The sequence below is a fragment of the Kutzneria chonburiensis genome, assembly GCF_028622115.1.
Taxonomy (GTDB): domain Bacteria; phylum Actinomycetota; class Actinomycetes; order Mycobacteriales; family Pseudonocardiaceae; genus Kutzneria; species Kutzneria chonburiensis.
Window position 1 is genome coordinate 4,947,224 of sequence record NZ_CP097263.1, and the last position, 20,907, is coordinate 4,968,130.

Annotated in this window: 14 protein-coding genes; 3 read left to right on the forward strand and 11 right to left on the reverse strand. The window is 70.1% G+C overall.

Annotated features, from left to right (window positions below):
• The first annotated feature begins 73 nt into the window (after positions 1-73).
• Positions 74-2,668, forward strand: coding sequence for a YCF48-related protein (locus M3Q35_RS22175; protein ID WP_273943879.1), 2,595 nt, complete (start codon positions 74-76; stop codon positions 2,666-2,668).
• Positions 2,665-3,276, forward strand: coding sequence for an RraA family protein (locus M3Q35_RS22180; RefSeq protein ID WP_273943880.1), 612 nt, complete (start codon positions 2,665-2,667; stop codon positions 3,274-3,276). The genes M3Q35_RS22175 and M3Q35_RS22180 overlap by 4 nt, the downstream gene beginning before the upstream one ends.
• A gap of 157 nt (positions 3,277-3,433) precedes the next feature.
• Here the strand turns inward: M3Q35_RS22180 and M3Q35_RS22185 are convergent, their stop codons facing one another.
• Genes M3Q35_RS22185 through M3Q35_RS22235 form a run of 11 tightly spaced genes read right to left on the reverse strand, consistent with a single transcriptional unit; the run spans position 3,434 to position 17,636 of the window.
• The gene (locus M3Q35_RS22185) at positions 3,434-4,654 is read right to left on the reverse strand and encodes an MFS transporter (protein WP_273943882.1); all 1,221 of its coding nucleotides are present in this window, start codon (positions 4,652-4,654) and stop codon (positions 3,434-3,436) included.
• A 14-nt stretch (positions 4,655-4,668) separates the two neighbouring features.
• Positions 4,669-5,907: an ATP-grasp domain-containing protein gene (locus M3Q35_RS22190; protein ID WP_273943883.1), complete on the reverse strand. Its 1,239-nt coding sequence runs from the start codon at positions 5,905-5,907 to the stop codon at positions 4,669-4,671.
• On the reverse strand, positions 5,904-7,136 hold the full coding sequence (locus tag M3Q35_RS22195; RefSeq protein WP_273943884.1) for an ATP-grasp domain-containing protein: 1,233 nt from the start codon (positions 7,134-7,136) through the stop codon (positions 5,904-5,906). Before M3Q35_RS22195 ends, M3Q35_RS22190 begins: the two co-directional genes overlap by 4 nt.
• A gap of 2 nt (positions 7,137-7,138) precedes the next feature.
• A complete protein-coding gene (locus M3Q35_RS22200) occupies positions 7,139-7,615 on the reverse strand; it encodes a flavin reductase family protein (RefSeq protein WP_273943885.1) in 477 nt (158 codons plus the stop codon).
• Positions 7,612-8,928, reverse strand: coding sequence for an LLM class flavin-dependent oxidoreductase (locus M3Q35_RS22205; protein WP_273944421.1), 1,317 nt, complete (start codon positions 8,926-8,928; stop codon positions 7,612-7,614). The genes M3Q35_RS22200 and M3Q35_RS22205 overlap by 4 nt, the downstream gene beginning before the upstream one ends.
• Positions 8,929-8,958: 30 nt before the next feature.
• On the reverse strand, positions 8,959-9,906 hold the full coding sequence (locus tag M3Q35_RS22210) for a D-2-hydroxyacid dehydrogenase family protein (protein ID WP_273943886.1): 948 nt from the start codon (positions 9,904-9,906) through the stop codon (positions 8,959-8,961).
• Position 9,907: 1 nt separating this feature from the next.
• Complete coding sequence (locus M3Q35_RS22215) at positions 9,908-10,891, reverse strand: mandelate racemase/muconate lactonizing enzyme family protein (RefSeq protein WP_273943888.1); 984 nt, start codon at positions 10,889-10,891, stop codon at positions 9,908-9,910.
• Positions 10,888-12,270, reverse strand: a complete 1,383-nt coding sequence (locus tag M3Q35_RS22220; RefSeq protein ID WP_273943889.1) for a DUF6025 family protein — start codon at positions 12,268-12,270, stop codon at positions 10,888-10,890. Before M3Q35_RS22220 ends, M3Q35_RS22215 begins: the two co-directional genes overlap by 4 nt.
• On the reverse strand, positions 12,267-14,690 hold the full coding sequence (acnA, locus tag M3Q35_RS22225) for an aconitate hydratase AcnA (protein ID WP_273943890.1): 2,424 nt from the start codon (positions 14,688-14,690) through the stop codon (positions 12,267-12,269). Before acnA ends, M3Q35_RS22220 begins: the two co-directional genes overlap by 4 nt.
• 26 nt (positions 14,691-14,716) lie before the next feature.
• Positions 14,717-16,048 (reverse strand): citrate/2-methylcitrate synthase, encoded by a 1,332-nt coding sequence (locus tag M3Q35_RS22230; RefSeq protein ID WP_476408950.1) that lies wholly within the window; start codon positions 16,046-16,048, stop codon positions 14,717-14,719.
• On the reverse strand, positions 15,930-17,636 hold the full coding sequence (locus M3Q35_RS22235) for an amino acid adenylation domain-containing protein (protein ID WP_273943892.1): 1,707 nt from the start codon (positions 17,634-17,636) through the stop codon (positions 15,930-15,932). Before M3Q35_RS22235 ends, M3Q35_RS22230 begins: the two co-directional genes overlap by 119 nt.
• A 323-nt stretch (positions 17,637-17,959) precedes the next feature.
• Here M3Q35_RS22235 and M3Q35_RS22240 point away from each other — a divergent pair, with 323 nt between their 5' ends.
• Positions 17,960-20,890 carry an AfsR/SARP family transcriptional regulator gene (locus M3Q35_RS22240; protein ID WP_273943893.1) on the forward strand — a complete coding sequence of 977 codons (2,931 nt, stop codon included), beginning with the start codon at positions 17,960-17,962 and terminating at the stop codon, positions 20,888-20,890.
• The last annotated feature ends 17 nt before the right edge of the window (positions 20,891-20,907 follow it).

Below are 20,907 nucleotides of genomic sequence, written 5' to 3' on the forward strand. Positions count from 1 at the left end.
CTCGAGAGCCTCTGTGGCGCGGATGTCGGTGCTAGCCTGCGCACGGGTGGGATCGACGAGGGGGAGTCGGCGGATGATGTGCAGCATTGCCCCGCGCAGCGTGAACCTGCAAGGCGTGGCGCTGGTGAACGACCGGTGCGGCTGGGCGGTGGGCGACGGCGGCATGATCCTCATGACGACCGATGCGGGAGGGACGTGGCTGCCGCAGGGAGAGACCGAGAAGGACCTGCGCGCGGTGAGCTTCGTGGACACGGAGCGGGGCTGGGTGGCGGGTCGGGACGGGACGATCCTGCGGACCGAGGACGGTGGCAGCACCTGGGAAATCTGCGCATCGGGGACGGATCGGAACCTGTACGGCATCGCGGTCGCACCGGAGGGCCGGACGGGCTGGGCGGTGGGCGACAGCGGCACGATCCTGGTCACGACGGACGGCGGCCGGACCTGGGGCCGGCAGGACGGGATCGACGACACGCACCTGTCCCGATGCTACGCGCTGGACGACGACACGGCCTGGGTGGTGGGCATGCGGGGCCGGATCCTCGCGACCACGGACGGCGGCGAGACCTGGCGGATCCAGCCGACGGGCGTGGAGAACGACGTCAGGGGCATCTACGCGATCTCCAAGGACGAGGTCTGGGCCAGCGGCCGCAAAGGCACGCTGCTGCACACCGAGGACGGCGGGGCGACCTGGACGAAGGTCGACGCCGACACGGAACTGGACATCTACGGCCTGTGGGTGTCGCCGGACGGCGGCAAGATCAGGGCCTCCGGTGACGACGGCTACATCTTCGCCTCGGACGACGGCGGCAGGACCTGGGCCCCGCAGAACAGCGGCACGGGCAAGGATGTCGTGTCGCTGTCCTTCGACCGCAACGCCGAGAACGGCTGGGCGGCCGGCGATGACGGCCTGATCCTGGGCACGCCGGACGGCGGCGAGACGTGGCGGCCGCAGCTGGACGGCACGTACATGGATCTTGTCGGCATCCACGGCACGGGCGAGAACCGCTGGGTGGTCGGACAAAGCGGCACGGTCGTACTCAGCACGGACGGCGGCACGACCTGGCGTGGCGGGCACATCGGCGTCGACGAGCTGCTGTGGGCCGTGCACCAGGACAACGCGGTCGGTGCGAACGGCACGATCGTCGTCACCGAAGACGGCGGCCAGACCTGGCGGCGCGAAGACAGCGGCACCACCGAACACCTCTACAGCATCCACTCGGGACGGGCCGTAGGTGCCAACGGCACGATCCTGGTCAAGGACGGCGGCACGTGGACGCGGCAGGACAGCGGCACCGACCGTCACCTGTGGGCGGTCACGTTCGTCCACAAGAAGGGCTGGGCGGTCGGGGCCGACGGCACGATTCTCGTCACCGAGGACGGAAACACCTGGCACAGCCAGGAATCACCGGTCGATGTAAACCTGACCAACGTATGCGCCCTGGACGACAATACGGCCTACATCGTCGGCCGAAACGGCACGATCCTGGCCACGCAAGACGGCGGAACCACCTGGCAGCAACAGAAGAGCGGCACTGAAAACGCCCTTTGGGGAATTGCATTCGACGGCCGGAACGGCTGGGCGGTCGGCGACGGCGGCACGATCCTGGCCACCCGGGACGGCGAGCTCTGGCAGCCCCAGGACAGCACGGTTTCCGGTGCCCTCAAAGACGTCTGGGCCGGTGCCGGCAAGGCCACGGCGGTCGGTGACGGCGGCCAGATCATCGCTACGACCGACGGCGAGAACTGGGCCGCACGGGTGGAAAGCACCGGCAAGAACCTCTACGGCGTGCTGATCGACCCGGCCACGAACAACGGCTGGGTGGTCGGCGACGGCGGCACGGTCCTGGCCTCGCGCCGCGGCGGCCGCTGGCATCACCAGCGCAGCAACACCACCCGCAACCAGTACCGCATCGCGATGCCCAACGGCCGCAAGGGATGGACCATCGGCCGCGGCGGCACGATCATGACCACCGAGGACGCCGGCCGGACCTGGCAGCCGCAGCAGAGCGGCTCCACCAGGGATCTGCTGTCGGTGCACGCCCGTCCCGACGCGCGCCGAGCGTGGGCGGTCGGCGACTGCGGCACGATCGTGCACACCGGCGACGGCGGCAACACCTGGGTCCATCAACCGACCACCGGCATGGCCGACATCCCGTTGTGGGAGATCGGTTTCGCCGATGACACGACCGGGTGGACGACCGGTGAGCGGGGCAAGATCCTGGCCACCACGGACGGCGGCCGGACCTGGACCCACCAGCACAGCGGCACCGTGGACGACCTGCTCGGCGTGCATGTCATGGACAGCAACAAGGTCTGGGCCGTGGGCGACGGCGGCACGATCGTCAGCACCACCGACGGCGGCCGGACCTGGCGCGGCCACGAGAGCGGCACCACGCAGAACTTCGTCACCGTGCACTTCTCGGCCGACGGCCGCACCGGCTGCGCGGTCGGCCGCAGCGACGTCGTGGCCATCACCCGCGACGGTGGCGACACCTGGCAGGTCGGCGTGACAGGATCGGGCATGTCGTTGTGGGATGTCGCCGTGCTGTCGCCGGACCGGTTGTGGATCGTCGGCGACGAGGGCACCGTGCTGTCCACCGACGACGGCGGCGCCAGTTGGAACCAGCATTTCTACAGCCCGGAGAAGGACCTGAAAGGAACGGTATGAGCTTCAAGGACGTCCCGCCGACCACCCTGGCCGACATCCTCGGTCGCCAGCAGGTGATGGACATCGGCATCCGTCCACTGTGGACGGGTGCGCCGCGGGTGGCCGGTCCGGCGTTCACGGTGAAGTGCGCGCCCGGCGACAACCTCATGCTGCACGCCGCGATCTACCGCGCCGAGCCGGGTTCGGTGATCGTGGTGGAGTCCGGCGACCTGGACTACGCGCTGGCCGGCGGCAACGTGTGCGCGGTCGCGCACCGCCGCGGCGTCGCCGCGTTCGTGGTCGACGGCCTGATCCGCGACCTCGGCGAGGTCCGCGAGGACGGCTTCCCGGTGTTCGGCCGGGGCGTCATCCCGATTCCGGGCACCAAGAAGGAGGTCCGGCCGCTGGGCGGCCAGGTCACCGTCGGCGGCGTGCGGATCAACCCCGGCGACATCGTGGTGGCCGACGAGGAAGGTGTCGTCGTGGTGCCGGGCGACCGGCAGGACGAGGTCCTCGCGCAGGCGCAGGCCAAGCTGGCCAAGGAAGCCGCCGAGACCCTGGACGACTGGGAGCAGGCGCACCGGGCCCGCATCGACAAAACGTTGGCGGACAACGGCTTCGTGGGCTGAAGAGAGGCGGCCGGCCTGGCGAACGACCAGGCCGGCCGAACAGCCGGGCCGAGCGGCCGGGGAGGCCCCGGCAGGCAGGCCGAGCAACCGGGCCTGACAGCCGGGCTGAGCGGCCGGGAGGCCCGGCAGGCGAAGTGCCGGGCCGCTGCCGAGCCGGCTAAGCCGGAGCCGCGACTGCCTCCGAACCGCGTTTGCGGGTGGCCAGCGCGACGATCGGGGGCATGGCCGCACCCAGCGCGACGAAAGCCGCGGCCAACACGAACCATCCGGGCACGCCCAAGACCAGGGTCAACGAGGTGAAGATGGCCGGGGCGATCATCTGGCCGATGTCCTGGCCCATGGCATGGGTGCCCTGGTACTGCCCCATGGCGTGATCGGGGGCCAGCTCGAAGGCGATGCCCCAACTGCCGGCGGCCTGCCGGACCTCGCCCAAGGCATGGGCGACACCGCCGGCGACGAGCAGCAGACAGGCCAGCCAGACGTCGGCGCCGCTGCTGAAGGCGAAGATGACGCAGGCGGCGGCGACGCAACCGGCGCCCTGGAGGCTGGCGCGGGCGGACCTGGCCGGGGTGTCGGTGCCGCGGGCGGCGCGAGTCTGCACCAGCACAACGAGAATCGTGTTGGTCAAGAGGATCACGGCGCTCATCCACTTGGGGGCGTTGGTGTGGTTCAACACCCACAGCGGCAGCACCACGTCCAGCAGCACGGAGTGCGTGGACAGCAAGCCGTCGAAGACGGTGAAGCTCAGGAACGGCAGATCGCGCAGCACGCCGAAGGTCGGCCCAGGCTTGGGCGGCACCGGCGGCACCTTGGGCTCCTTGGCCGTCAACAAGCCCGTGACCAGGAAGCACGCGGCGGTCAGCAGGACAGCTCCGTGATAGGCCGGCAAAGACTGCGAGGCCAGGACAAGGCCGGCGATCATGGCGCCGATCGACACGCCGACATTGCACGCCGAACGGATGTAGGCCAACACCTTCACGCGTTCGCCGGACGGGACGAGACCGGCGATCATGGCCTTCCGCGCGCTGCGACCGGCCCGGTACGCGATGCCCTGCACGGACACCACCACCAGGTAGCTCCAGAACCCGGTGACGAACAACAAGCCGGCGGTCAGCGGGGCCAACAGGAGGAAAGACCACATCTGCACGCCCCGTGGACCCAGCCGGTCGGCCAGGTGCCCCAACGGAATGCTGAACAGCAGCACGATCCCGGCGGCCACGGTGGCGCTGATGCCGAGCTGGGCCGGGCTGAGGTGCACGACGGTCACCGCGTAGATCGCGTTGAGCGCCATCCACAGCCCCTGCCCCAGCGTCATGATCCCACTGAGGATGCTGAACAGCCGGACCGGGCCCGGCGGCAGCAGAAAACGGCTCAACACGAAAGTCTCCCCCTTCAGACGGTCGCGCCGTCGTGGGCCTTGGCCCGCACCAGGAATCCCAGCCGCCGCACGCCTTCCCGCGCCGCCGCAACGGCATCAGCTGGCCTATCCGCGACGGCTCGCACCTGCGCGACCCGGGACTCCGACGACGCCAGCCCGTCCAACACAGCGCCGGGCTTGGCCAGCAGCTGCACAGAGGTCACGCCCTCGACCGCCGAAGCCTCGTCCTGCCCGGAAACGCTCTCCAGGACACCGGATCCGGCCAACGCGGCGAACCAGATCGCCGAACTGCCCTGCCCGGACGAAGAACGGATCGACGGCAGCACCTTCTCGCCGAGTGTCTGCCGCACAACACAATCCGCCAGGTCGACGCCGGTGACATCCAGGGTCAGCGAGGGAATGTCGTCCCCGCCGAAGCGAACGTGGGTCTCGATCAGTCGAGGACCGTCAGCGCCCAGCACGATTTCCGTGTGCGTGGGACCGAATTCGACGCCGAGGGCGGCCAGCACACGGTTCGTGTACTCCTCGATAGCCGAGCGCTCCGCAGCCGTCAGCGGCGCCGGGGCGACGTGTCCGAGCTCGACGAAGGTCAACGGATCGGAATACTTCCGCGTCACCGACACGGTCACGTGCTCGCCGGCCTCGGCGAACCCCTCGACGCTGTACTGGTCCCCGTCATGGAACTGCTCGACGATCACGCCGGCCGCCGGAATGCCCTCGTGCGAACCGCTGGCCCGCACCCACGCCGCCGGAACGTCCTCGGCAGCACGAACCAGCGCCACCCCGGCACTGCCGGCGCCCTCGATCGGCTTCACCACACAGGGTCCATTAGCCCGGAAGAAGGCCAGCACGTCACTTTCGGCGTCAGCAAAGACAAAAGCCGTCGAGTCGACGCCAAGATCGGCCAACTTCTCGCGCATGCGCAGCTTGTCGTGCACCAACGCCACGGTCTCCACACTGTGCGTGTATAACTCCAGCGCCGCCCCGATCGCCGCGCAGCGGTCCTGCTCCCGCTCACCCACGGTCGCGATGCGAGTGAACGGATGCACGGCGTGCGCCGCCGCGGCCAGGGCCACCCACTCCTCATCGGGTGCATCCGCCCGCACGCCGATGACTCGCCGATTCAAGGCCGGCTCGCGCACCTTGTGCAGCGACTCGACCCGCACGATCACCGAGGTCTCGGCACCGGTTTCGCGGAAGCGGGCCGGGAACTCCCGGCCCGTGCCGACGACGAGAACATGCTCCGTTGTCACGACTCCCCCACCCAGCTCGTGTTCAGCCGCCACCAGTCCACCAACTGGGTCATCCGCTTGTCCACCTGATCGGGCGTGTCGCCGAAGACAGTCGCGCCGAGGGCGGCGTCGGTGGCATGGGCCAGGCCGTCACGCTCCGTGCCGGCGGCCAGCTGCGTGACGATCTCCACGCCCGGAATCGGGCAGGATTCCGAAGGCCCGACCAGCTTGCCGTGACCGGGCGGCACCAGAATCCAGCCGTAGGCCGATCGCGGCGCGGCCGGCTGCTCCGTCAGGGTGAGGTCGTCGCCACACTGCACGCGCAACCCCTCCTTGGCCAGGTGCACACCGAAGGCCCGCTCGTACGTCTCCGCGACCAGCGCCCCGCCGGAACGGCTGGCGATCTCGCAGAACACCGGCTGGCCGTCGGCCCGGATCCACGCCTCCAGGTGAAACACCAACGGTTCCTCGCAGCGGGGCAGCGCCGCGATGACGTCCGCGGTCAACCCCATGAGCAGCGTATTTCGCGGGTCCTCGGGAGCCAGTAGAACACTGCTCAAGCACGTCGAGTCGCGGACCCGCTCGGCCACGCCACCGTTGTACTGCGACGGCCAGCCATGCAGGATCCGGCCGTCGACCATGACCCCGTCCACGTGGAAGAAGTCCCCGCGCACGAAGGACTCCGCCATCCACTGCCCGGGCAGGTGCGGCACATCCCCTTGCCGGCCAAGGAACTCGTCAAGATCATCGTCGCAAGACAGCACGCTCACGCCCGAGGCGCCGGCACCGTCGCGCGGCTTGACCACTACGGGAAAGCCATGCGCTTCAACGAAATCGAGCAGATCGAGCGGGTCATCGATGGCGACGAAGGCCGGCACCGGCACCCCGGCCTCGACCGCGAACCGCTTCATCACGACCTTGTCCCGATGGGCCAACGCGGACGCGACGCCCTGCCCGGGCACGCCCAGCCGCTCCCGCAGCCGGGCCGCCCGCAGCACGTCGTGCTCACTGGTGCTGGCCACCAGCTCCACGCCGTGCGCGCGGGCGGCCGACTCGGCGGCCCGCAGCGCCGACCAGCCGTGGTAGTCCTCGACCAGCCGGTGCCGCGGGAAGTGCTCGGCCAGCTCGGCCTCCGACCCGGCCACCGCCTTGGGCGTGGTGAACAGGACGACCGACGACGTGTCGTCCAGCCAGTCCTGCAGCGGCCGCTTGGACAGCGGCTGCCGGGACAGCAGAAGCACCTTGGGCATGATCAGATCCTTGCGTGGGAGGGGCGCACGGTGCCGTGCACGTGGACCAGGCCGTCGCCGGGCTCGCCGGACTCCGCGTGCTCGACCGCGCCGACCACCAGGTGGTGGTCGCCGAGCCGGAACACGCCGTGCCGGGAGCAGACGAGCCAGGCCAGGCAGCCGTCCAGCAGCGGAACGCCGTGCGGGCCGGGCCGCCAGCGGGTCGGCGGCCCGAACCGGTCGACGCCCTTGGCGGCGAACCGCTCGGCCACCTCGACCTGGTCCGCGGCCAGCACCTGGATGCCGAACCACTCGGCGTCGGCCACCCGGCCCCAGGTGGACGAGGTCTCGGCCAGCGCGAACGACACCAGCGGCGGGTCGGCGCTGAGCGAGGTGAACGACGTGACGGTGACCCCGACCGGCCCGGGCGCGGTCAGCACCGCGACCCCGGAGGCGTGCGAGCGCAGGACGCGGCGCAGGGTGTGGCCGTCGACGGTCATCGCGCGAAGGCCGGCCGCGGCAGGCCCAGGTTGTCCCGCAGCGTCCGGCCGTCGTACTCGGTGCGGACCAGGCCACGGCGCTGCAACTCGGGCACCAGCAGCTCGACGATGTCGTCGAGGCCGTCGGGCAGGTAGTCGGGCATGATGTTGAAGCCGTCGGCGGCCTCGTTGAGGAACCACTCCTCCAGGTCGTCGGCGATGGTCTCGGCGGTGCCGATCAGCCGGCGGTGGCCGCGGCCGGCCGACACGGACTTGTACAGCTCGCGCAGGGTCAGGCCCTCCCGCTTGGCCTGCTGGTAGATCATCTGCTGCTTGCTGGTGCTGCCCTCGGTCGGCGGCAGCTCGGGCAGCGGCTCGTCCAGCGGGTAGCCGGACAGGTCGATGTCGCCGAGCTGCGCGGTGAGCAGGCTCAGGCCCAACACCGGATCCACCAGGTCTTGCAGCGTCTCGTACTTGTCCTCGGCCTCGGCCTGGGTGCGCCCGATGACGATGAACGCGCCGGGCAGGATCTTGACGTGCTCGGGGTCGCGGCCGGCGTCGGCGATCTGCTTGCGCATGCCGCGGTAGTAGTCCTGGGCCTGCTCCAGCGTCTGCTGCACGGTGAAGACGACTTCCGCCCACTGCGCGGCGAAGGCCTGCCCGTCCGGCGATGACCCGGCCTGCACGATCACCGGGTGGCCCTGCGGCGGGCGGGCCACGTTGAGCGGGCCGCGCACCGAGAAGTGCTCTCCCTTGTGCCCCAGGATGTGCAGCTTGTCCGGGTCGAAGAAACGGCCGCTCTCCTTGTCGTACGTGAAGGCGTCGTCCTCCCAGCTGTCCCAGAGACCGGCGACGACCTCGATGAACTCGCGCGAGCGGCGGTAGCGGTCGGCGTGCGCGGCCTGCTGCTCCAGGTTGAAGTTGCGGGCCTCGGCGTCGGTCGCGGAGGTGACGACGTTCCAGCCGGCGCGGCCATGCGACAGGTGGTCCAGCGAGGCGAACTTCCGCGCCACGTTGAACGGCTCGTTGTAGCTGGTGGAGGCGGTGGCGGCGAGGCCGATGTTGGTGGTGTGCACGGCCAGCGCGGACAGCAGGGTCAGCGGCTCGAAGTGGACCATGCGGCCCTGCCGGCTGAGCTCCTCGGCGTTGCGGTAGTGCGTGCGCACGCCGGCCCCGTCGGACAGGAAGATCATGTCGAACTTGCCGCGCTCGGCGGTCTGCGCCAGCCTGCGGTAGTAGTCGAAGTCCAGGCAGCCCTGCGGGTAGGCGTTGGGGTGGCGCCAGGCGGCGACGTGGTGTCCGGGCGCCGGCAGGAAGGCCCCGAGCTTCATCATGCGGTCCACTGCTGTGCTCTCCTTTGTTGGTCAGGGCAGACGGCGAACGGGGGATCCGGCGAGGAAAGCCTGGATGTCCTCGACGGCTTCGCCGTAGTAGCGCCGGTAGTTGTCTTGTGACACGTAGCCGAGGTGCGGCGTGGCCAGCAGGTTGCTCGCCGTGCGCATCGGGTGGTCGGCCGGCAGCGGCTCGACGTCGAAGACGTCGACGCCGGCCCCGGCGATTCGGTTGTCGTTCAAGGCATTGACGAGCGCGTCCTGGTCGACGATGGCCGCACGGGAGGTGTTGACCAGGTACGCGGTCGGCTTCATCGCGGCTAGTTCGCCGGCACCGATGAGGTTTCGCGAGCGGTCGCCCAGTGCCAGGTGGATGGAGACGAAGTCGCTGTCGGCCAACAGGTCTGCCTTGGCGACGAGTTCGACGCCGTGCTCGGCGGCGCGCTCCTTGGTCAGGTTCGGGCTCCAGGCCACGACTTTCATGCCGAAGGCCAGACCGACCGCGGCGACGCGGCTGCCGATCTTGCCGAGGCCGAGCAGGCCGAGGGTCTTGCCGTGCAGGTCGGCCCCGACCGTCTGCTGCCAGGGACCGTTGCCGCGCAAGGCATTGCTCTCCGTGACGAGGCCACGGGCCAGGCCGAGCAGCAGCGCCCAGGTCAGCTCGACCGGCGGGGTCGAGGAGCTGGCCGTGCCGCAGACCGTGATCCCCTGCTCCTCGGCGGCCGCGTAGTCGATCACCGAGTTGCGCATGCCGGAGGCGATCAGCAGCTTGAGCTTAGGCAACTTTTGGATGAGCGCTTTCGAAAACGGGACGCGTTCGCGCAGCGTGACGACGATGTCGAAGTCGGCCAACGCCTCGGCCAGCTCCGGGTCACTGAGGTGCTGGTCGAAGATGGTCACGTCGACGCGGTCGGCGATCGGCGACCAGTCGGCCGCGGTGGTCGCCACCCGCTGGAAGTCGTCGAGGACGGCACAGCGCATGTCAGTGTTCTCCGATGTCGTAGGTGCTGACGCCCAGGCCGGGGGCCGCCGGCAGGGTGAGCACGCCCTGATCGATGGCCAGGCCGGTGAACGGGTCGTCGACCAGGAGCAGCGGCCCGTCCAGGTCGAGGTAGTCGGCCAGCCCGGCCAGCTGGGCCATCGCGGTCACGCCGAGCGTGCTCTCGTTCTTGCAGCCCAACATGATCCGCAGTCCGGCGGCCCGGGCCAGCGTGATCATGTCGAGCGCGGCCAGCAGGCCGCCGCACTTGGTGAGCTTGATGTTCACGCCGGCGACGTGGCCGCGCAGCTTGAGGATGTCGTCGCGGCCGACGCAGTCCTCGTCGGCCAGCACCGGAATCGGCGAATTCTCGTGCACGTAACGGAGTTCGGTGAGCTGGCCGGCCGGGACGGGCTGTTCGAGCAGCTCGACGCCGTGTTTGGCCAGCTCGCGAGAGACCTCGACGGCGCGTTCGGCCGTCCAGGAGCAGTTGCCGTCGACCCAGATCCGCCCGTCGTAGACCTCGCGCAGCACACCGGCCCGCCGCCCGTCGTCGGCCGGGGTCATCTTGAGCTTGAGGATGGGCCAGTCGGCAAGTTCCCTGCCCCGACGGGCCAATTCGTCGTCCGGGCAGGCGCCGATCGACACCGCCGTCGGGGTCAGCGGCAAGTCGGCCGCGCCGATGACGTGGCTGAGCGGAAGGTTTGCGGCCTTGCCCAGCAGGTCGTGCAGCGCCATGTCCATCGCCGCCAGCACGTTCGGGCGGACGTTGAGCCGGGCCAGCGTGGACCTGATGGCAAACGGGGTGGTGTCGCCGAGGGCGAGTCCGTCCAATTCGGACGGATCGGCGGCCAGGGCGGTGCCGTAGCCGGTCAGGCCCTGCCAGTCCAGGCGGACAACCTGTTGGCGCACTTCGCTGACGACACCGCGGCTGCTGGCGAACGGTTCCTTGAAGGCGATGGCGATGTCGCGGTGCGTGAGTCTCATCGCTCGTACACCTCCTCGAACGCCGCCACGATCGCCGACGCCTGCTTGAACGTCAGGTCGCGGAAGCCTTCCGGCTCGGTCGGAACCGCCGGCTCGCGAAGCTCGCCGCCACGCGGCACGCCGCTGTTGGCGGCGAACCGGCCGCGCATGTACGCCGACAGCTCGTCGCCGCGTGAACCCAATTCGGCCAATGCCGTGTCGTAGGCCGTGTCCGGCTCGGCCAGCACCGACTTGATCAGGGCGCCCACGAGATCGACGTCCCGGGGCTCGGTGCTGGGCGGGCACAGCATGAACACCTGGGCCGGCAGCAGCACGAAGCAGATCGGGCTCACCTCGGGGAAGTGCTCGACCAGCGGCGCGATGATGTCCTTCATCGGCCGCACCCGTGACCGACGCCCGAAGTAGCCGTTGCGGCGCGGCGGGCAGCCGGCCATCGCGCGAGCGCCCCAGTGCAGGTGGGTGATGAACGGGCCTTCGTCGGGCACACCGGTCTCGTCCGGGCGGTGATCACCGAACACCGCGAACAGCACGTTGGTCAGCAGCAGCGACGGCACCGGCAACACCGTTGGGAAGTCGGCGATGCGCGCGAAGAACCACTGCGGATCGGTGAGTGCCTTGAGCGGCAACAGAACCGCTTCGGCCAGCTCACGGGCCGAGCCGTAGCGGTAGTCGTCCAGCAGGTAGCCGGTGCCGTCGTGGCGGAGGTCGCAGCGCTCGACACCGCCGTCCAGCGTGGCGGCGTGGCTGATCAGCTCGATCAGCGTGCGGTCGGGATACCTGCCCTTGCCGGCCTCGGTGATCAGCGCGGTCAGCATGTCCAGCAGCAGCGGCTCGTTGTCGACCAGCGAGTGCGCCCAGTTCTTGAACCGGTAGCCGGGAATGTCGGCCAGCCGCCGCCATTGCACGTCGATGAGCCCGGTCAGCTCACCGTCCACTTCGGTCTGGACGACCGGACAGAACAGGGGCTTGCCGCGGTCCCGTTCGGTGAAGGCGTGACCGTCCCATGTGTACAGTGGCAGCGGTTTGCGCTCCCCTGCCTCGATGATCGCGCCGGGCTGGTAGACCTCGTCGCCGCCCTCGGTCTCGGCCTCGGTGCGATTCATCCCGTATACCAACGGATAGCCGTGGCCGGCCCCGCAGATGGCCGTGTTGAAGTCCATCGCGCCGGCCCGGCCCTGGGCGATGTCGGTCCAGTTGCCGAGATGCCCGGTGCGGGGCGGCAGCAGGCCGTCGCGCTGGTGCACGGCGTCGAGCAGGTCGCCGATTCGCACGTCGTGCAGGCCAAGGTGCACCGGGGAGAACGTGCGCTTTCGGCTGGTCAACGCATCGACGTCGGCCGCCTTGACCAGCCCGAGCTCCTCGAGGATGTGCTGGCTCACCTTTCCTCCTCGGCCAGCCGCTGGGCCAGGTACGGCAGCGTGCCGCCGGACCGCAACAGAGCCCACTCGGCCGCGTGCACCTCGGCCCGGGCCGTGAAGCTGATGTCACCGGCCGTGACCTCGACTTGCCCGGTGCGCTCGTCCAGGGACAGGTCGAATTCCTCGCGTCCGGTCAGCCCGAGGGCGGCCCAGGCCTTGGGCAGCAGCAGCGGCAGGATGCCCATGGCGCACAGGTTGGCGCGGTGGATGCGTTCGAAGCTCTCGGCCAGCACCGCCCGCACGCCCAGCAGCCACGGCCCCTTGGCCGCCCAGTCGCGTGACGACCCCATGCCGTAGTTGTGGCCGGCCAGCACGATCAGCGGCGTGCCGGCATAGCGTTGCGCCGCTTCGAACACCGGCACCGTGTCGCCCGTCGGGACGTGCAGCGTCAGGCCACGGCCGTCGCCGTCGCCGACCAGCCGGTTGCGCAGTCTGGGGTTGCTGAACGTGCCCCGGGCCATCACTTCGTGATTACCCCTGCGGGAACCGTAAGAGTTGAACTCCGGTATGCCTCTTACAGTCAGGTAGCGACCGGCCGGGGAGTCGGCCGGGATGCCGCCGACCGGCGAGATGTGGTCCGTGCTGACGTCGTCGCCCAGCGCCACCAGTACGCGGGCGTTGCGGAGTTCGGCCGTCAGGGGCTTGCCGTCGACGTAGGCCGGCGGCCGGATGTAGGTGGAATCGGGGTCCCAGGCGAAGACTTCGCCGGTCTGGGCCGGGATGCTCGCCCAGCCGTCGGGCGCGGCGATCGGCACCGTGAAGACCTCGGGCTTGAGGCACTCCTCGGCCAGCGCCGCCAGCTCTTGCGAGCTCGGCCAGATGTCGCGCAGGAACACCGGCTCGCCGTCGCTGCCGATGCCCAGCGGCTCCGCCTCCAGGTCGATCCGCACGTGACCGACCAGCGCCAACGCCACGACCAGGGCCGGCGAGGCGAGGTAGCCCGCGCGGACCTGCGGATGCACCCGGCCTTCGAAGTTCCGGTTCCCGCTGAGCACCGCCGCCGCGACCAGCCCGTCGCGATCGACCGCCTCCGCGATCTCCGGGTGCAGGGCCCCGCTGCCGCCGTTGCAGGTCATGCAGCCGTAGCCCGCGATGTGGAAGCCGAGCGTCTCCAGGTCGTCGAGCAGACCGGTGTCCTTGAGGTAGCGGGTCACGGCCAGTGATCCCGGCGACAGGCTGGTCTTGACGTGCTTCGGCACCGTCAGTCCGCGCTCGACCGCCCGCCGGGCCAGCAACCCCGCAGCCAGCATGGCCTGCGGATTGGACGTGCTGGTGCACGAGGTGATCGACGCGATGGCCAGGTCGCCGTCACGCGAACCGGGTTCGCGGTCGAGCCGGGCGGCGAAGGAATCCGGCAGGTCGGACAGGTCGATGCGCTGGTCGGGGCGGCTGGGGCCGGCCAGGCTGGGGCGCACTGTGCCGAGGTCGAACTCGATGAGCCGGCCGAAGCGGGGTTCCGCGCCGGTCCGCAGCAGACCCTGCTCGCGACAGTAGCGCTCGACGCGCTGCACCTCGTCCGAGGGGCGGCCGGTCTCGCGGAGATAGCGAAGGGTCTCCTCGTCGACCGGGAAGAAGCCGGTCATGGCACCGTATTCCGGGGCCATGTTGGCGATGGTGCAGCGGTCCTGGGCGGAGAGCTGGGCCAGGCCGGGGCCGGTGAACTCGACCAGCAGGCCGCGTACGTTCTCCTTGCGCAGCAACTGGGTCAGGGTCAACACCACGTCGGTAGGGCCGACACCGGGTTTGATGGCGCCGGTCAGCCGGACGCCGACGACCGGCGGGATCTTGATCGGGTGGGCCAGGCCCACCAGGAGCGCCTCGGCCTCCAGGCCGCCGACGCCCCAACCCAGGACGCCGAGGCCGTTGACCATGGTGGTGTGGCTGTCGGTGCCGATCACGCTGTCGGGGAAGGATTCCCCGTCCTCGGTGGCGACGACGGTGGCCAACCGCTCCAGGTTGACCTGGTGCACGATGCCCTGGCCGGGCGGGATGACCCGCAACCGGTCGAACGCCCGCTCGGCCCACTTGAGGAAGGCGTAGCGCTCCCCGTTCCGGGAAAGCTCCAGGGATTCGTTGCGGGACAAGGCATCTGGCCGGCCAGCGAAGTCGGTCTGGACGGAGTGGTCGACAACGACGTCCACCGGCAGGGCCGGGTTGACCCGTGCCGGCTGGTCGACGCGGTCACGGAGTGCCGCCAGGTCGACGAGCAGCGGAATACCGGTGTAGTCCTGCACGAGGATCCGCGCCGGCCGGAACTCCATCTCCAGGTCCGGGTCCTCGCCGGCGGCCAGCCGCTTGACCAGCAGAGCCGCCTTGTCGGTGTCACCGTTGCGCAGCAACGACTCGGCGAGCACCCGTCCGCAATACGGGACAGAACTCAAGTCAGAAGTGAACTCCGGCAGACTGATCATTCCGCGGCCCCGGGGTACACCCGGGCGCGCGGGCCCGTGTAGTCCAGCAGCGGGCGGATGAGCACGTTGTTGGCGTGCTGCTCCAGGCCCTGCGCCACCCACCCCGCGGTCCGGCCGACGACGAACAGCGCCACGGCGAGGTCGTCGGGCAGTCCGAGCAGGCGATAGGCGAGGCCGGCGTACAGGTCGACGTTCGGGGCCACGCCGTGCCGGCTGTAGGGCCGCATGGCCCGCGCGACGGCGTCGAGGATCTCCAAGCCGCTGCGGTCGCCGCGCTCCTCGCTCAGCTCGACCACGGTCTCGCGCAGGTGGCGTACTCGCGGGTCCTCGGTGCGATACACCCGGTGCCCGAAACCCATCACCGGCTCGCCGCGGCCGAACCGCTGCGCCACATAGGTTTCGGCGTTCTCCGGCGTACCGACCTCGTCGACCAGCAGCGCCGCACGCTCGGCCGCGCCGCCGTGCACGGAACCGGCGAAGGTGGCGATGGCGGCCGTGACGGCGGCGGTCATGCTCGACCGGCTGCCGATGGCGATACGGGCGGTGAAGGCCGACGCGTTGGAGCTGTGATCGGCGTGCACGATGAAGCCCTTGTTGAGGAACCGCACCGCCGCCGGGCTCGGCCGTTCGCCCAGCAGCACGGTGAGGAATGCCTCGGCGTAGCTGCTGTCCTCGGCCGGCACCAACGGTTCCCGGCCACTCCGGAACGCGTGGTGCGCGGCGACGATCATCGGAATCTTGGCCACCAGGGCGATTCCGGCGTCGCGGGCCTGGGCATAGCTCTCGTCGACGCCGGGCGAGCGGGGCTGACCGTACGCGCCGAGCGCCGACACGCAGGTACGCAGCGCCTCGACCGGGTGCGCGTGGGCCAGCGAGCGGACGAGGTCCAGCACCGGCGCGGGCAGTTCCCGTTGCGCGCGCAGCTCCTTCTCGAACACGTTCAGCTCGTCGGCGTCCGGCAGCTCGCCGTTGATCAGCAGATAAGCGACCTCCTCGAAGGTCGCGTTGCGGGCCAGGTCGTGGATGCTGTAGCCGCGATACTCCAGCACGCCCTCGGCCCCGTCGATACGGGTGATCGACGTGTGATCGAAGGCGACACCCTCCAGTCCACGATGGACAGTGCTCTCCGGCCGAGCCTCGCGCTCCACGGTTCCGCCACCGATGAATTCCCTGATCGCTTCGACCGACCGCAGCTCGATCGTCAGGTCGTCATCGATACTGACGCCGTACTCCCGTTCCAGCGCCACCATCAGCGCGACGTGGGCCAACGAGTCCCACTCGTGCACCGACTGGTACTCCAGCTCGCCGGTGACCGACGACTCGTCGATCTTGAGCGTGTCGGCGATGACGTGCTCGACGGTGTTCATGATCCCCTCGGTTCCCCAACCAGGCCCGCAGCGCGCCGCGGTCGACCTTTCCGTTGCTGTTGACCGGCATCTCGTCGATGACGTGCACCGACCTCGGCACCATGTACGCCGGCAGGCTGGCCGCCACCGCGTCGGCGAGGCCGGTCGTCCCGGTGCCCGAGACCACGGCGGTGATCGTGTCGGCGTCCGGCCACACCAGGCACACCGCCTCGGCGCAGCCGCTGCGCCGCAGCACGGCCTCGATCTCGCCGAGCTCGATGCGGTAGCCGCCGATCTTGACCTGCTGGTCGTTCCGTCCGATGTAGACGAACTCGTCATGCTGCCGGCGGACCAGATCCCCGGTCCGGTAGTAGATCCGACCGTCACGCGAGAAGTACCGCTGCGCGGTCTGCTCCGGCGCCTGCCAGTAGCCCGGCGTGGTCTGCGGGCCGGCGACGCACAGCTCGCCCGTCTCCCCCTCGGCCACCGGAACGAGATTCTCGTCCACCACCAACGAATGCAGGCCCGGGTACAGCTGCCCGATCGGCACGTTGTCGTGCACACAGCGCGCCGGGCTGGTCACCGGATCCCAGCGGTGCACCGAGCAGGCGATGGTCAGCTCGGTCGGCCCGTACAGGTTCTCCACCACCGAATTCGGCGCCGCCTCCTGCCAGGCCCGGGCGATCCCGGCCGGCAGCGCCTCGCCGCAGAACAGGCTCCAGCGCAGCGTCGGCATCCGGCCCGGCGTCAGCGCGCCCCGCTTGTCGAGCACCATTGCCACCGACGGCACCGAGAACCACACGCTGATCTCGTTGCGCTGCAAGTACTTGAACGGGGCCAGCAGCTCGATCGGGTCCATCGCGCACACCCGGGCCCCGTTCTCCCAGGCCATGAACAGGTCGAAGACCGAAAGATCGAAGGTCTGATCGAAGGTCTGGGTGAACCGGTCCTCGGGGGTGATGCGGTACCGCTCCTGGTTGACGTCCACAAAGGACCGCACATTGCCGTGCGTGACCGGAACACCCTTGGGCGTGCCGGTGCTGCCGGAGGTGAACAGCAGATAGGCGATGTCGTCCGGCAACACCGGAACCGGCTCGGACAGCGTTGCTGCCGCCGCGAGATCCGTCGCGGTCAGCAGCGGCGCGTCCAGGCCATCCGGGAGACGGGAGCCGGGCGCGAGCACGAGCGGCTTGCGGCGCAGGCCGTGCAGCAGCTCCGGCAGCTGAGCCATGGAGGCATCGTCCACGACGATCGCGTCCAGGTCGGCCCGCTCGAGCATGGTCCGGGTCCGCTCCAGCGGAAACTTCCGGTTCAGCGGCACGAACGCCGCCCCGGCCAACAGCGCGGCCAGCACGCCGGCGTAGGACGCCTCGCTGCGGTGCGCGAAGACGCCGACCCGCTTGGGCGCGGTGGCGCCGTCCAGCAGGCGGGCGGCCCAGCGGCGGGCCGTGTCATCGAGCTCGGCATAGGTGTGATCACGCTTGCCGATGGTCAGCGCCACGTGGTCGGGACGGGTGGCGGCGTGTGCGAGGAAGCCCGCGCCCAGGCTTCGGTTGAGTGCGATGGTCATCGTGATCCGAACGTCTCGTCGCTGCGGTGGACCAGAAAACGAGTGGTGCTCACCAGTGCGTGTCGTCGGTCATGTCGTCGGCCCCCTCCGCCCGGGGCCGGTCCCCGCGCCCTGCCAGTTCACCCGGACGCCCTATCGAAAGCCCTCTCGGCCGCACAGTGCCGCCCCATAGCGGATGAGAAGGATTTGAGAAGGGTGCTCGACGTCCGCTCGAGGGCCCGTAAAGAGGCACACCCGTGACCGCCGTTGTCGATTGACAGTACGCGGGCCGGGCTAAGTAGAGTCGCGAACGCGCTGGTCGTGCGCGCATTCGGGGGGACGTCATGAGAGTAAGGCTGCTGGGGCCGGTCGAGCTGACCGCCGATCAGCATCCGCTCGACCTCGGCGGGCCGCGGCAACGGGTGGCGCTGGCCGTGCTGGGGCTCAACGTGAACCGGGTCACCTCGGTCGACCACTTGATCGACGCCATCTGGGGCGAGGCCCCGCCGCCGACCGCGCGGGCCCAGATCCAGGTCTGCATCTCCTCACTGCGCAAGCGCTTCGGCGAAGCCGGCCGTCCTGACGCGATCAAGACCCGGTCACCCGGCTATGTGCTCGAACTCGATTCGTCCGAGGTGGACAGCCTGGAGTTCGGCGAGCTGGTGGCCGTCGCCCAGCAGGACGCCGAGGCCGGCCGGACCGCCGCCGCGGCGGCAACTTTGCGTACCGCCCTCGGCTTGTGGCGCGGGCCGGCGTTGGACGGCGTGACCAGCGATCTGCTGCGGCACGAGGCCACCGTGCTCAACGACCGGCGGCTGACCGTGCTGGAGGAGCGGTTCCGGCTGGACCTGCTGCTGGGCCGGCACGAGGAGGCCAATGCCGAGCTGCCGGCGCTGATCGGCGTGCATCCGCTGCGGGAACGCCTGTACGGCCTGCTGATGGTGGCGCTGTACCGGTCCGGGCGGCAGGCCGAGGCGCTGGAGGTGTTCCAGCGGGCGCGGGCCCTGCTGGTCGAGGAGATCGGCATCGAGCCCGGCCCCGAGCTGTGCGAGCTGGAACACGCCATCCTGAATCGTTCCCCGGCACTGGACCTGGCCCCGGTCGACCTGGCCGCGCCGGAGCCCGAAACCCGGGTGACACCACGGCAGCTGCCCACCACCATCGGCGATTTCACCGGCCGGGACGGGCTTCTCGACGAGATCCGGCGGCTGGTCGGGGCCGAGGCCGGGCTGGCGGTGCCGATCGTGGCCATCTCCGGGCGCGGCGGCGTCGGCAAGTCGGCACTGGCCATCCACGCCGCGCACGAGCTGGGCCAGCACTTCCCGGACGGGCACCTGTACGTGGACCTGCACGCGCCGGAATCCGACGACCGGACACCGGCGCTGCTGGCCCGGTTCCTGCGAGCCCTTGGCGTACCGGCAACTTCGGTGCCGGACGGGGCCGAGGAGCGGGCGGAGCTGTACCGCAGCCGGCTGGCCGACAAGCGGGTGCTCCTGGTGCTGGACGGCGTCCGTGACGAGGCCCAGGTGTGGCCGCTGCTGCCCGGCAGCCCGACCTGCGCGGTGATCGCCACCAGCCGGTCCCGGCTGAGCGGCGTGCCCGGGGCTTTGTGTTTGGACGTGGGCGTTTTCTCGCCGGACGGCGGGTTGGAGCTGCTGGGGCGGATCATCGGCGCGGACCGCGTGCAGGCCGAGCCGGAGGCCGCGGCCGAGCTGGTCGCGCTGTGTGACGGGCTGCCGCTGGCCCTGCGGATCGCCGGCGCAAGGCTGGCGTCACGGGCGCACTGGCGGATCGACGGCTTGGTGCGACGGCTGCGTGACGAGCAGCGCCGGCTGGACGAGCTGAGCCATCGCGGGCTGGAGATCCGGTCCAACATCGGGCTCACCTACCAGGCGCTGCCCTCGGTCGCCCAACGGCTGTTCCGGCTGTTTTCCCTTGTCCAGGCCCCGGATTCGCCGGCATGGGTGGCCGCGGCGCTGCTGGACGTGGATCTGGCGACCGCCGAGGACATCCTGGACGCCCTCGTCGAGGCGCAGGCCATGGAAACCGTGCAGTACCCCGATTCGCCCCATCCGCGTTACCGGTTCCACGAGCTGATCCGGGCCTATGCGCGGGAACAGCTGCTGGACGTCGAGTCCACAGTGGACCGCGATGCCGCGTTGGCGCGGATGCTCGGCGGCTGGATGGCGTTGGCCGAGGAGGCGCATCGGCGGGAGTACGGCGGCGACTACACCGTGATCCACGGCACCGCCGCCCGGTGGCGGCTGCCGGCCGAGGTGTCTGCGGAGATCATCGGCACGCCCATGACGTGGTGGGACAGCGAACGGCATGCCCTGGTCGCGGCCGTGCGGCAGGCCGCTGAGGCCGGCATGGACGAGCTGTGCTGGGATCTGGCACTGACCTCCGTGACCTTGTTCGAAGCCAAGGGATATTTCGACGACTGGCGGGAGACCGCCTGTCATGCCCTCGGGGCTTCCTCGGAGGCCGGCAACCGCACCGGAACCGCGGCCGCGCAGTATTCCCTTGGCACGCTGCACATGTTCCAGACGCGGACCGCCGAGGCGGCCAACTGTTTCCGGGCCGCGCTGATGTTGTTCGAGGCCGTCGGCAACATGCACGGCCAGGCGCTGGTGCTGCGCAACGCCGCCCACGTCGACGGCATTCGCGGCGACAACGAGGCCATGCTGGCCAAGTACGACGAGGCGCTGGAGATCATGCCGCTGGTCGGGGACCGGATCGGCGAGGCCCACATCCAGCGCAGCCTGGCCGGCTGGTGGCTCGGCCAGGGGCAGACCACCCGCGCTCGCGGCCTGCTGGAGCAGGCGCTGAGCATTTCCCGGCAGGAACACTGCCTGCGCGTCGAAGCCCAGGTCCTGCACCGGTTTGCCGAGCTGCACGTGGCCGTCGAACGCTTCGATCTCGCCCGGGAGGCGCTGCACCGGGTGCTACGCATCGTGCGCAACATCGGCGACCAGATCGGCGAGGCCTATGCCGTGTACGGGCTCGGCGTTGTGCGGCAACGGGAAGGGCGGCTGGACGCCGCGGCCACCACCATGGCCCATGCGCTGGATCTGTCCCGCCGGCTCGGCGAACGTCTGGTGGAGGCCCGATCCCGCTACGCCCTGGGCGAGATCGCCTTGCTGCGGGCCGACTTCATGCTCGCGTCGACCCATTTGCAGGCCGCCAGAACGCTGTTCGCGGCGCTGGGCTCCACGGTGTGGCTCGATCGCACCCTCGGCCTGCTCGACGAGGTGGAGGTGGGTGTGCCCAGCTGATTTGGCCGACGAGAAGC

Excerpts from the sequence above, each read along its gene's own strand:
- M3Q35_RS22180 (WP_273943880.1), top strand. The coding sequence starts at position 2,665 with ATGAGCTTCAAGGACGTCCCGCCGACCACCCTGGCCGACATCCTCGGT.
- M3Q35_RS22235 (WP_273943892.1), bottom strand. The coding sequence starts at position 17,636 with ATGACCATCGCACTCAACCGAAGCCTGGGCGCGGGCTTCCTCGCACAC.
- M3Q35_RS22195 (WP_273943884.1), bottom strand. The coding sequence starts at position 7,136 with ATGCCCAAGGTGCTTCTGCTGTCCCGGCAGCCGCTGTCCAAGCGGCCG.
- M3Q35_RS22215 (WP_273943888.1), bottom strand. The coding sequence starts at position 10,891 with ATGAGACTCACGCACCGCGACATCGCCATCGCCTTCAAGGAACCGTTC.
- M3Q35_RS22210 (WP_273943886.1), bottom strand. The coding sequence starts at position 9,906 with ATGCGCTGTGCCGTCCTCGACGACTTCCAGCGGGTGGCGACCACCGCG.
- M3Q35_RS22240 (WP_273943893.1), top strand. The coding sequence starts at position 17,960 with ATGAGAGTAAGGCTGCTGGGGCCGGTCGAGCTGACCGCCGATCAGCAT.
- M3Q35_RS22200 (WP_273943885.1), bottom strand. The coding sequence starts at position 7,615 with ATGACCGTCGACGGCCACACCCTGCGCCGCGTCCTGCGCTCGCACGCC.
- M3Q35_RS22175 (WP_273943879.1), top strand. The coding sequence starts at position 74 with ATGATGTGCAGCATTGCCCCGCGCAGCGTGAACCTGCAAGGCGTGGCG.
- M3Q35_RS22205 (WP_273944421.1), bottom strand. The coding sequence starts at position 8,928 with ATGATGAAGCTCGGGGCCTTCCTGCCGGCGCCCGGACACCACGTCGCC.